This window comes from Streptomyces sp. BJ20 (genome assembly GCF_022869105.1).
Classification (GTDB): Bacteria; Actinomycetota; Actinomycetes; order Streptomycetales; family Streptomycetaceae; genus Streptomyces; species Streptomyces griseoincarnatus.
This window is the reverse complement of sequence record NZ_CP094918.1, coordinates 653,240-665,188: the sequence shown is the minus strand read 5'-3', so window position 1 is coordinate 665,188 and position 11,949 is coordinate 653,240. Positions and strand designations below refer to the sequence as shown.

At 68.3% G+C, this 11,949-nt stretch carries 11 protein-coding genes; 5 read left to right on the top strand and 6 right to left on the bottom strand.

Annotation, left to right across the window (positions count from 1 at the left end; translation table 11 throughout):
* The first annotated feature begins 351 nt into the window (after positions 1 to 351).
* The 4 genes from MTR79_RS03165 (at position 352) to MTR79_RS03150 (ending at position 3,105) form a co-directional block, all read left to right on the top strand.
* The gene (locus MTR79_RS03165) at positions 352 to 870 is read left to right on the top strand and encodes a hypothetical protein (RefSeq protein ID WP_244789101.1); all 519 of its coding nucleotides are present in this window, start codon (positions 352 to 354) and stop codon (positions 868 to 870) included.
* 14 nt (positions 871 to 884) lie between these two features.
* Complete coding sequence (locus MTR79_RS03160; RefSeq protein WP_244789098.1) at positions 885 to 1,328, top strand: hypothetical protein; 444 nt, start codon at positions 885 to 887, stop codon at positions 1,326 to 1,328.
* A gap of 189 nt (positions 1,329 to 1,517) precedes the next feature.
* Positions 1,518 to 1,961, top strand: coding sequence for an ATP-binding protein (locus tag MTR79_RS03155; protein ID WP_244789096.1), 444 nt, complete (start codon positions 1,518 to 1,520; stop codon positions 1,959 to 1,961).
* A gap of 241 nt (positions 1,962 to 2,202) precedes the next feature.
* Positions 2,203 to 3,105, top strand: a complete 903-nt coding sequence (locus MTR79_RS03150) for a helix-turn-helix domain-containing protein (RefSeq protein WP_244789094.1) — start codon at positions 2,203 to 2,205, stop codon at positions 3,103 to 3,105.
* Positions 3,106 to 3,153: 48 nt separating this feature from the next.
* On the opposite strand, the gene MTR79_RS03145 is transcribed toward MTR79_RS03150, so the two are convergent.
* From MTR79_RS03145 to MTR79_RS03135, 3 genes are all read right to left on the bottom strand, one after another.
* Positions 3,154 to 4,335, bottom strand: coding sequence for an endo-1,4-beta-xylanase (locus MTR79_RS03145; protein WP_189366640.1), 1,182 nt, complete (start codon positions 4,333 to 4,335; stop codon positions 3,154 to 3,156).
* A gap of 134 nt (positions 4,336 to 4,469) precedes the next feature.
* A complete protein-coding gene (locus MTR79_RS03140) occupies positions 4,470 to 5,369 on the bottom strand; it encodes an LLM class flavin-dependent oxidoreductase (protein WP_086702132.1) in 900 nt (299 codons plus the stop codon).
* A gap of 34 nt (positions 5,370 to 5,403) precedes the next feature.
* Positions 5,404 to 6,426 carry an aldo/keto reductase gene (locus MTR79_RS03135; protein WP_244789091.1) on the bottom strand — a complete coding sequence of 341 codons (1,023 nt, stop codon included), beginning with the start codon at positions 6,424 to 6,426 and terminating at the stop codon, positions 5,404 to 5,406.
* A 144-nt stretch (positions 6,427 to 6,570) separates the two neighbouring features.
* Here MTR79_RS03135 and MTR79_RS03130 point away from each other — a divergent pair, with 144 nt between their 5' ends.
* Positions 6,571 to 7,188 (top strand): TetR/AcrR family transcriptional regulator, encoded by a 618-nt coding sequence (locus MTR79_RS03130; RefSeq protein ID WP_244789089.1) that lies wholly within the window; start codon positions 6,571 to 6,573, stop codon positions 7,186 to 7,188.
* Between the two features lie 126 nt (positions 7,189 to 7,314).
* Here the strand turns inward: MTR79_RS03130 and MTR79_RS03125 are convergent, their stop codons facing one another.
* The 3 genes from MTR79_RS03125 to fusA all read right to left on the bottom strand — a co-directional run bounded on the left by MTR79_RS03125 (position 7,315) and on the right by fusA (position 11,936).
* On the bottom strand, positions 7,315 to 8,217 hold the full coding sequence (locus MTR79_RS03125) for a hypothetical protein (protein WP_244789087.1): 903 nt from the start codon (positions 8,215 to 8,217) through the stop codon (positions 7,315 to 7,317).
* 229 nt (positions 8,218 to 8,446) lie between these two features.
* Positions 8,447 to 9,640: an elongation factor Tu gene (tuf, locus tag MTR79_RS03120; RefSeq protein ID WP_048458061.1), complete on the bottom strand. Its 1,194-nt coding sequence runs from the start codon at positions 9,638 to 9,640 to the stop codon at positions 8,447 to 8,449.
* A gap of 169 nt (positions 9,641 to 9,809) precedes the next feature.
* Positions 9,810 to 11,936, bottom strand: a complete 2,127-nt coding sequence (fusA, locus tag MTR79_RS03115; RefSeq protein WP_048458062.1) for an elongation factor G — start codon at positions 11,934 to 11,936, stop codon at positions 9,810 to 9,812.
* Between the last annotated feature and the right edge of the window lie 13 nt (positions 11,937 to 11,949).

Genomic DNA, 11,949 nt, shown 5'->3' with positions numbered 1-11,949 from the left:
ACGCTAGATCGCGACAGAACCATCAGTGCGAGAAACGCACAATTCATACTTTTAATCACCACGTCCCGCCTGAGCACTCACGATCGACCCCCTCCCGGGCCACCAAAACCCCAGAGGGGCAGCACCCTCAGGCTGCTTCAAAATTGAATTTAATTACTCCCCCTGAACCAAGAAAAAGGGAACCACCGACATCCCTTTTGCGAAAGCTCAAAAGAAACTCAAGCAGTAACGGGTGAGTAACGGAATGGACAGATGCCCCCGGATAAGGGTCAAAGCATGATCTGATCACGACCGATAAGCCGGGCGATTTGACCAACCCCCGGCCGCATGCACGTCCGATTTGGGGGAAAAATGAAGCGCGCTGCATTCACAGTCATTTCCATATGCGCCATTACCGTCGCGACTCCGGGAGTCGCCTTCGCGGATTCTCCGGAACCTGCGCCGCTGGGCGTCTGTGACGGGGGATGGAAGACCGACATCTACGCCCATTCGAAGAAGCACCTGGGCAAGGGCCCGATCTACAAGGACGGCCCCGGGGGAACCATGGTCCTGACGCGGGTGAAGGCCGGATCCGTGACGACCAAGATCACGGCCGGCGGAGGAGTGTCCGTTAGCGGCATCGTGGCCGAGGCGAAGGCCGAGGTGAGCCGCGAGTCGGTCAAGGAGGTGTCCTGGGAGACGCAGCACCAGTACCGGCGCGACATCAGCCGCAACAAGTACGGCAACGCGCAGTTCGGCTCGTGGGGTCACCACGTCAAGTGGCAGAAGTACTATCAGCTGCCCAACTGCAAGAAGACCCAGATCTCGTACGGGGAGGCTGACGTCGCCAACGAGACCGTCGGGTTCAAGTACTGGGAAACGAGTTCCTGATGCGATCCCGTCGCGTGGCCCTCGCCACGGCAGCCGTCCTGTGCGGGCTGCTGACCTCCTGCACGGGCGAGGACGGCTCGGACAAACCCAACGTTCCGGACCCGTCCCAGTCGACCGTCGCACCACCTCCCCAGGAACCGTTGACCGCCCCTGAGGTGGACGCCGGATACAAGGAAATCCTCTCCGAAGGCCCTCATCGCGGAGTCCAGCAGTTCGGCACGATAGAACTACCGAAGGGAGAGTCCTGGATCAAGGTGAACTGCATTTCACGCTCGAAGCCGGTTGATCTCGAAATCTCCCTCGAAGGCATCGGAGGGTTCTCCCTGGGGTGCTCCGGTGTGGAGGTGGAGAAAAACGCGAACCAGATGAACCTGAAGTCGCCGCGCAAACTCCACTTCACCGTGGTGACGGAGGAGTCCGTCCGCTGGTACGTCAGCATCCAAGTCCCCAAGCAGTGAGCACGGGCAACGAAGCCGACTTCTCCAGCCACTGAGCAGCGGTCGGGCAGAGGGCTCGGTACAGGAACCGAGCCCTCTTCGCTCCCCCGCGCCGACAACGCCGACAACCTCGGACACATCACCGACAGTGACGGCACGCGCGATCCCAATCACTCACGGCGACAGATGTAGATCACCACTCTGGATGCCGTGCATCAGGAAACCGCCGGCATCACGGCTCAATCGACCAGTCACTTCCCCCACTTCAGCGTGCTGCTGTCCGCCACCCCACGCAGCGCCCGCCTTGCCCGGCTTCTCACGGACGCCCACCTCCGCGACTGGGGATACGACCCGGAGGCCGCACGCCACGTCGTCGCCGAACTGGCCGCCAACGCCGTCACCCACGGCCGCGTGCCGGGACGGGACTTCCGTCTCGCGTTCCACGTGGTGGGCCACACGCTCCGTATCGAAGTCACCGACACCCGGGGTGACCGACTGCCCCAGCACCAACCGCCCAGCCCCGACGCCGAGTCGGGCCGCGGCCTCCTTCTCGTCGAAGCGCTCGCCGACCGCTGGGGCGTGTCCGAGGACCGCTTCCCGCGCAAGACCGTCTGGGCCGAACTGCGCCTTACGGCACCGGAGCCCGAGATCTGAAGCTCCGGTGCCTCCAGCGGTCCCCAAGCAAGAACTTGGGGGAAATCACCCCACCAAGCCCCACCCCTCCCGCCCGAGGCCCGTGATCACTCGGGCGGGTGAACATCACCGGCTCAACTGGATTTTCGAGCCCCGGACGCCTCTACGCTCAGCGCACACACCCCGAGAAAGACTTCGGCCCCCGCCGGGATTGCCGTCCCGGTGCGAGGGCCTGACCACCAAGGAAGCTGGAACCTTCCCGATGGATACCCAAAACCCTAGCGCGCCCCCGCGCGCCCAGTCAGTCCTCGCCGGCGATCCGGCCCGATCGTGTCACCACACCGGCGGCGTCATTCACGAGAACACCCGCCACACCGAACGCTTCACGGTGATCGGCAACCACCTCACCCAGCACAGGGAACTCTCCCTGCTGGCGATCGGCCTCGGCTGCCACCTCCAGTCCCTCCCCACCGGCGCCCCGGCCGACATCAAGTCGCTGACCGCCCGCTTCAAAGAGGGCGCCACGCGCATCGCCGCCGCCCTGCGGGAGCTGGAAACCCACGGCTACCTCCGCCGCGAACGCGTCCGCACATCCACCGGCCGGATCATCACCCGCACCATCTCCTGCAACCAGCCCGGCCACCACCGCCGCCCGGCCGACACCGACTGCCCCACGCCACCCCGGACCGCCCACAGGCCGGAGCCCCGCCCCCGCAAGGCCCTCCCCGCCGTCCCTCAGCCCACCCAGGCCGCCGCCACCGCCCTCCACCAGCAGGCCACCGACCTCCTCACCGGCCTGCGCCGCCACGACCCCCGCATCCTCCTCTCCGCCACCGACACCGCACACCTCGCCCCCGGCGTCATCGCCTGGCTCGAACGCGAGGTCACCCCCACCACCGTCCGCCACGCCCTCACCACCGACCTCCCCGACACCCCCCTCCGCCGCCCCGCCGCCCTCCTCGCCCACCGCCTCACAGCCCAACTCCCACCCCCACCCCCCTACCGCACCCCGGCCACCGCCCCACCCCCCGTCCGCCACAAACTCCGCACCTGCTACACCTGCGACCGCGCCTTCCGCGCCCCGGAAACAGAAACCCACTGCCGCGACTGCCGCACAGCAGCGCCACCGCTCCCGCGTGAGCTTGGAACCGCCCCGGACCGGTGACGGGCGACCGGGCCGGGGCGGCGGTGTGGGGGACGTGTGGGGAACCGCTCAGTGCTTGCGGTGCTTCGGGCCCTTCGGGCCGCCCTTCCCGCAGTCGTCGTGACGGGCGTCTTTCAGCGTGTCGCGCAGCGCGTAGTACGCCGGCTTGCGGTCGAAGTCCTCCGTCATGACCGTCGCGAAGCCCTCGCCCTCGAAGAACACCGGGACCCACGAGTACTTGTCGGTGAAGCCCCAGATGGTGAACGAGTTGCAGCCCTCGACGTCCAGGCACGCCTCCAGCACCCGCTGGTAGTACTCGGCCTGCTGCTTCTCCTGGGCCGGGGTCGGCAGCGAGCCCTCGGGCACGTCCATGCGGACGTCCAGCTCGGTGACCGCGGTCTCCAGGCCGAGCGCGTCGAAGCGGTGCAGGTTGTCGGCGAGGTCACCGGGGAAGCCGTAGCGCGTGCTCAGGTGGCCCTGCACGGAGAAGCCGTGCACCGGCACGCGCTGCTTGAGCAGGTCCTTCACCAGCGCGTAGTACGCGTCGCTCTTCGCGTTGACGCTTTCGACGTTGAAGTCGTTGAAGAACAGCTTCGCCTTCGGGTCCGCCTTGTGCGCCCAGCGGAACGCGTCCGCGACGACCTCCGGACCGAGCTCACGGATCCAGATGTTCTCCTGCGTGCGCAGGTTGCCCTGGTCGTCGAAGATCTCGTTCGCCACGTCCCACTGCTGGATCTTGCCCTTGTAACGGCCGACCACCTTGGTGATGTGCTCGCGCAGGATCCCGCGCAGCTCGGCCTTGGTGAAGTCGCCCTCCTCCAGCCATGCCGGGTTCTGGCTGTGCCACAACAGCGTGTGACCGCGCACCACTTGGCGGTTCTTGCGGGCGAACTCGACGATCGCGTCCGCCTGCTCGAAGTCGTAGCGGTCGCGCTCGGGGTGGATGTAGTCCCACTTCATCTGGTTCTCGGGCGAGACCGAACTGAACTCCCGCCCCAGGACCTTCCGGTACTCCTTGTCGTACGTGAAGGGGTCCGGGTAGTCCTGCTCCAGGTGGTGGCCGCCGCCGGCGACCGCGGTGCCGATCACGAAACCTTCGGGGGCGGCCGCGCGCAGCGGGGCGTGCGAGCCGTGGGCGTGCGGCGGCGCCTTGGGTCCGGCCGGCGAGGCGGCGGACGCCGAACCGCCGAGGAGCGGCAGGGCGAGTGCTGCGGTGGCGAGGGCCACGGTGGCGAAACGGAAGGGTCTCATGCGGGGGCTCTCATTCCCATCGTCATTCTCGAATGTTTCGATGCGGCATCCGAAACATTAGGGATGGCCGGACGGTACGGTCCCGCCGAGCGGCGCGTCAATACCCGTGCACGTGCGGTGTTTTCGCGCGGCGCTCATCCCGCCGAAGGGCGGATCACCTCCTCCGCCACCCACCGGGCGATGCCCTCGGGGAACGGAGCCGGCAGCCCGAGCACGATGTGCGCGAACCCCGCGTCCAGCGCCTCCCCCACGGCGTCCCGTACGGCGTCGGGCCGGTCGGTGTCGACCGGGAGGTGGATCGACCGGACGATCGACGCGGGGTCGCGGCCGATGTCGGCGCAGTACCGGTCGAGCAGGGCGCTGCGGCGGAGCACGTCGTCGAGGTCGCCGCCCGGGACGTTCCACAGGTCGGCGTGCTCGGCGACCACGCGCAGCGTCGCCGACGACCGGCCGCCGACGAGGATCGGCGGGTGCGGGCGCTGCACCGGCTTCGGGCTGCCGAACGCCCCCGTCAGCCGGTGGTGCTCGCCGTGGAAGTCGAAGGGCTTCTCCTCCGTCCACAGCCGCTTGACCAGCACGCAGGCCTCGGCGAGGCTCGCCACCGCCCGCGCCGGTTCGTGGAACGGCAGCCCGTGGGCCGGATACTCGCGCCACGCCTCTGGCGGATGCGGGCGCGAGCCGACACCGATGCCGAAGTCGAGCCGGCCGCCCGACACGACGTCGACGGTCGTCGCGATCTTCGCGAGCAGGGCGGGCGGCCGGAACCGGTTGCTGGTGACCATCACCCCCAGCCGCATCCGCCGCGTCTGCGCCGCGAGGGCCGCCAGCAGCGTCCAACCCTCGAACGTCGGCCCGTCGGGATCGCCCCAGATGGGCATGAGGTGGTCGAACAGCCAGGCGTGCTCGATCTCGGGAACCTCGTCGGCCTCGCGCCAGACGCGGACGAGGTCGTCGTAACCGACCTGTGTGGGCGCGGTCATGACGCCGAAGCTGGGCCGCCCGGGCCGGGCGGGCGGATGTGTCGTGTCGGGCATGGGCCGGGGCCCCTTCCTCGTCGGGCGGCGGTGGTCAGCGACGGCGGCGCAGGGACGCGTCGAGCAGCGCGGGCGGCGTGTCGAACTTCTCGCCGGGCGCCAGGTCGGTCCCCGGGGCGACGATCTCGTCGATCGCGTCGAGGACGTCGGCGGACAGCACGGTGTCCGCGGCGGCGAGCTGCGAGCGGAGGTGCTCCACCGTGCGGGGGCCGATGAGCGCGGCCGTCACGGCGGGGTGCGCGGTGACGAAGCCGAGCGCGAGCTGGATCAGGGTGAGCCCGGCCTCGTCCGCGACCCCGGCCAGCCGCTCCACCGCGTCGTACCGCGCCTGGTTGTGCGGCAGCGCCGGGTCGAAGCGCTCCGGCAGGATCGCCGAGCGGTGGGTGGCGACGTCCCGGCCCTTGCGCACCGCGCCCGAGAGCCACCCCGAGGCCAGCGGGGACCAGGCCAGCACGCCCATGCCGTACTCCTCCGTCACCGGGAGGACGTGGGCCTCGACGCCGCGCTGCAGCATCGAGTAGCTGGGCTGCTCGGTCACGTAGCGGCCGAGCCGGTGCTCGCGGGCGGCCCACTGCGCCTGCACGATGCGGTATGCCGGGAAGGTCGAGGAGCCGAAGTAGCGGATCTTGCCGGCGCGCTGGAGGTCGGTGAGGGCGGACAGGGTCTCCTCGTCGCTGGTCGTCGGGTCCCAGCGGTGCATCTGGTAGAGGTCCACGTGGTCGACACCGAGGCGGCGCAGGCTGTCGTCCAGGGCGGTGTGGATCCAGCGGCGCGAGCTGCCGCGGTGGTTGCGCTCGTCACCGATCGGCATGGTCGCCTTCGTGGCCAGCACGATGTCGTCGCGGCGGCCGGCGATGGCCTTGCCCACCATCTCCTCGGACTCGCCGTTGCCATACATGTCGGCGGTGTCGATGAGGTTGACGCCGGCCTCCAGGGCCGCGTCGACGATGGCGGTGGCCTCCTCCTGCGTGGTGCGCCCGATGGCGCCGAAGTTCATCGCGCCGAGCGCGAGGGTGCTGACCTGGACGCCGGTGCGGCCGAGAGTGCGGTACTGCATGCCGTGGTCTCCTCACGAGTAGGGAAACGGAACAGCGTTCCGGTACGCGGCCTACAATACGGAACACTGTTCCGCTTTGCCAGTGGTTCCGGCGACCCGGGTACGGAGAGGCGCCCTCGGGCGTGCGTGAGACCATGCGGAGGCATGCGCGAGGTGGAGGACGACGCGGTGAACCAGAGGGACAAGGACGGCGACGCGGGCGACACCGCGTCACGGCGCAAGGACGCCCGGCGCAACAAGGAGACGCTGCTGGAGGCGGCCGCCGCGGTGTTCGTCACGTCCGGCGTGGACGCCCCGGTGCGCGACATCGCCTCCCGGGCCGGCGTGGGCCTCGGCACCCTCTACCGACACTTCCCCACCCGGGCGGACCTGATCATCGCCGTCTACCGGCACCAGGTGGAGGCCTGCGCCGAGGCAGGCCCGGCCCTGCTGGAGTCCGCCCCGAGCCCGCACGACGCCCTGCGGCAGTGGATCGACCTCTTCGTCGACTTCCTGGTCACCAAGCACGGCCTGGCCGCCGTCCTGCGCTCCGACCAGTCGGGCTTCGAGGGCCTGCACACGTACTTCCTCGACCGCCTCGTCCCCGTCTGCACGCAGCTGCTCGACGCCGCGAGGACGGCCGGGGAGATCCGCGAGGACATCGCCGCCCTCACCCTGATGCGCGGCGTGGGCAACCTCTGCATCGGCGCGGAGACCGACCCGGACTACGACGCCCGCCGGCTGGCATCAGTCCTGGTCGACGGCCTGCGCCGAACGCACTGACGACCGGCGCGGGACACGATCCCGCCTCGGGCAGGCGCAGTGACGCGCCCCCTTCCAGCCGGGCAACACCGTCACCAACGGCGGCACCGGCCGACGCCGCCGCCAGGACGCCCGACCTCAAGGCCGTCAGCCGGCGTCCGCCCCGGCCTCAGCCTCCGACGCGAACACCTCCGCCGTCGACGTCGCGGTGAGGGCCTTCCTGAACCACAGGCCCAGGACGTCGGGATCACCACAGCCGACGATGCGCTCCCTGTCCTCCTCGGAGACCTCGACACCCCGGTGTCCCAGCAGGAGCAGCAGGTCCTTCGCCCGGCTCTCCGCCCGGCCCTCCGCCCGAAGCTGCTGCGCGGTCTGCGACTGGAAGAACGAAAGGTCGACGGCCATGAGGTGCCTCCACAATTCCGCGGCCTGCGTCGCGCCCAGGCCCTGTTCCGTGAGTTCGATGAAGGTGGTCGCGGTGTTCTCGTCGTCGGCCGACAAGCCCTTGAGTGCCTTGGCCAGCGCGTTCAGTATGGCATCGGCGCCCGGGTCACGGCGGTGCAGCGCCGCGGACAGGACGGTGAGCGGGATGTCGCGAGCGGCATCGTCCGGGCTGTCGATCACCGGCACGTCGTCGGGTCCGAGGACGAGAGGGCGCAGGCTGAGCGAGCACCACTGCCGTGGTCCGATGTCGACCTGCCGGGCGGCCCACTCGGCCGTCCCCCGGTCGGCACAGACGACGAGGAGCACCGGCGGAATGCGGTACTTGACGTACACGTAGGAGAGGTAGTAGGCCCAACTGGCCGGCTTGTCCGGGGCGGGTCGGCCCTGCGACTCGACCGCCAGGAGGAAACTGCCGTCCTCGGTGTTCATCTGCAGGAGCGTGTCCACCCGGCGTTCCAGGGGCTGGGTCTCCGTGAGGTCCGTGGAGAGTTCGACGGTGGAGACGGGTGGCGGGAAGGCGACGCCGAGGTGTCGGGCGGCGCGGGCGAACAGCCCCGGGTCCTGTTGGAAGATCCGGTGCAGGGCCTCATGGGATGAGCTGACCATGAGGCGAAGCTATGGGCTTGGCATACGCCGGACGGATATGCGGCAGCGATCACGCGACCGAGCGAACCGGCCGGCACGCGTTGACGCTCCCGCGCTTCCGAGCCCACGAGCCCACGAGCCCCCGTGCCCCCGCGCCCCCGCGCCCAAGCGCCCAAGCGAAAGGGCCCGCACGACCGAAGTCGTGCGGGCCCCTTCAGGTGCTCGCAGCAGGAGCTACCAGGTCAGAACGTCACTTGACGATCTTGGTGACCTGGCCGGCGCCCACGGTCCGGCCACCCTCACGGATGGCGAACTTCAGGCCCTCCTCCATGGCGACGGGCTGGATGAGCTCCACCTTCATCTCGGTGTTGTCACCCGGCATGACCATCTCGGTGCCCTCGGGGAGGGTCACGACGCCGGTCACGTCCGTCGTACGGAAGTAGAACTGCGGGCGGTAGTTGTTGAAGAACGGGGTGTGACGGCCACCCTCGTCCTTCGACAGGATGTAGGCCTGGGCCTCGAACTCGGTGTGCGGGGTGACCGAGCCCGGCTTGATGATGACCTGGCCGCGCTCGACGTCCTCGCGCTTGATGCCGCGGAGCAGCAGACCGACGTTCTCACCGGCCTGACCCTCGTCGAGCAGCTTGCGGAACATCTCGATGCCGGTGACCGTGGTGGTGGTCTTCTCGGTCTTGATGCCGATGATGTCGACGGTCTCGTTGACCTTCAGGACACCACGCTCGATACGGCCGGTGACGACCGTACCGCGACCGGTGATCGTGAAGACGTCCTCGATCGGCATGAGGAACGGCTTGTCGACGTCGCGCTCCGGCTCCGGAATCGCGGTGTCGACCGCGTTCATGAGCTCGAGGACGGAGTTGCCCCACTCCTTGTCGCCCTCGAGGGCCTTCAGGGCGGAGACCTTGACGACGGGAACGTCGTCGCCCGGGAACTCGTACTCGGAGAGGAGCTCACGCACCTCGAGCTCGACGAGCTCCAGGATCTCCTCGTCGTCGACCATGTCGGCCTTGTTCAGGGCGACGACGATGTAGGGGACGCCGACCTGGCGGGCCAGGAGCACGTGCTCCTTGGTCTGCGGCATCGGGCCGTCCGTGGCGGCGACCACGAGGATGGCGCCGTCCATCTGCGCCGCACCCGTGATCATGTTCTTGATGTAGTCCGCGTGACCGGGGCAGTCGACGTGGGCGTAGTGACGCGTCTCCGTCTGGTACTCGACGTGCGCGATGGAGATGGTGATACCGCGCTGGCGCTCTTCGGGAGCCTTGTCGATCTGGTCGAAGGCCGAGGCCTCGTTCAGGTCCGGGTACGCGTCGTGCAGCACCTTGGTAATGGCGGCCGTGAGGGTCGTCTTACCGTGGTCGATGTGACCGATGGTGCCGATGTTGACGTGCGGCTTAGTCCGCTCGAACTTCGCCTTCGCCACTGGGGTCCTCCTGTGGAGTGGTTCTGTACGCCTTACTTCATCGGCGCCAGGTGATCTTTGCTGGGAAACCCGGGCCCGGGTCATTCCACCGGGTGACGGTGGAATGACCACTTGCAGGCTCCGGGGTCAAGCCTAAAGCGTTGTTACGGAGTCCGTTAAACGGAGCCCCTTATTCGCCCTTGGCCTTCGCGATGATCTCCTCGGCGACGTTCCGCGGAACCTCGGCGTAGGAGTCGAACTGCATGGAGTAGCTGGCACGGCCGGACGTCTTGCTGCGCAGGTCGCCGACGTAGCCGAACATCTCCGAGAGGGGCACGAGACCCTTCACGACGCGGGCACCGGCCCGCTCCTCCATGGCCTGGATCTGGCCACGGCGGGAGTTGATGTCGCCGATGACCTCACCCATGTAGTCCTCGGGCGTGGTGACCTCGACGGCCATCATCGGCTCGAGCAGCACAGGGCCGGCCTTGCGCGCGGCCTCCTTGAAGGCCTGCGAACCGGCGATCTTGAACGCGAGCTCGGAGGAGTCGACCTCGTGGTAGCCACCGTCGAGAAGCGTGACGCGGACGCCCGTCATCTCGTAGCCGGCCAGGATGCCGAACTGCATGGCCTCCTGGGCACCGGCGTCCACCGAAGGGATGTACTCCTTCGGGATGCGGCCACCGGTCACCTTGTTCACGAACTCGTACGAGGCGTCGCCGCCCTCGATCGGCTCGATCGCGATCTGCACCTTGGCGAACTGACCGGTACCACCGGTCTGCTTCTTGTGGGTGTAGTCGACGCGCTCGACGGTCTTGCGGATCGTCTCACGGTACGCGACCTGGGGCTTGCCGACGTTGGCCTCGACCTTGAACTCACGGCGCATGCGGTCGACCAGCACCTCGAGGTGCAGCTCGCCCATACCGCCGATGATGGTCTGGCCGGTCTCCTCGTCCGAGTGAACCTGGAACGAGGGGTCCTCCTCGGCGAGCCGCTGGATCGCGACGCCGAGCTTCTCCTGGTCGCCCTTCGACTTGGGCTCGATGGCGACCTGGATGACCGGCGCCGGGAAGTCCATGGACTCCAGGATGACCGGGCTCTTGTCGTCGGACAGCGTCTCACCAGTGGTGGTCTGCTTCAGACCCATGACGGCGACGATGTCACCGGCGCCCACCGACTCGATCTCCTCACGCTTGTTCGCGTGCATGCGGTAGATCTTGCCGATGCGCTCCTTCTTGCCCTTCACGGAGTTCAGCACCTGGGTGCCGGACTCCAGACGGCCGGAGTACACGCGGACGAAGGTGAGCTTGCCGAGGTGCGGGTCGCTCATGATCTTGAACGCGAGCGCGGCGAGGGGCTCCTCGTCCGACGGCTTGCGGGCGACGACCTGCTCCGCGTCCTTGGGGTCGTGGCCCTCGATGGCCTCGACGTCCAGGGGGGAGGGCAGGTAGCGCACGACGGCGTCGAGCAGGGGCTGCACGCCCTTGTTCTTGAACGCGGTGCCGCAGAACACGGGGGTGACGGTGGTGCCGCCGCCCTTGCCGGAGGCGATGGTGATGCGACGGATCGCCGCGTACAGCTGCTCCACGGAGGGCTCCTGGCCCTCGAGGTACAGCTCCATCAGCTCTTCGTCGTTCTCCGCGACGGCCTCGAGCAGCTTGCCGCGCCACTCCTCGGCGGCCTCGGTGTGCGTGGCCGGGATGTCGACGATGTCGTACATCTCGCCCTTGGCCGCCTCGGCGGACCACACGAAGGCCTTCATCGTGACGAGGTCGACGACACCCTGGAAGTCGGCCTCGGCACCGATGGGCAGCTGCATGACGAGCGGCTGCGCACCCAGGCGGTCGCTGATCATGTCGACGCAGCGGTGGAACTCGGCACCGGTGCGGTCGAGCTTGTTGACGAAGCAGATGCGCGGAACGCCGTAGCGGTCCGCCTGACGCCACACGGTCTCGGACTGGGGCTCGACGCCGGCGACGCCGTCGAACACCGTCACGGCACCGTCGAGCACGCGCAGGGAACGCTCCACCTCGACGGTGAAGTCGACGTGGCCCGGCGTGTCGATGATGTTGATGGTGTGGTCGACGTTCTCCAGCGGCCAGTGGCAGGTGGTGGCAGCAGAGGTGATCGTGATGCCACGCTCCTGCTCCTGCTCCATCCAGTCCATGGTGGCAGCGCCGTCGTGGACCTCACCGATCTTGTAGGAAACGCCGGTGTAGAACAGGATCCGCTCGGTGGTCGTCGTCTTGCCCGCGTCGATGTGGGCCATGATCCCGATGTTGCGGACCCTGGCCAGGTCAAGCGAAGTGGTAGCCATAAGGCTTCAGTCT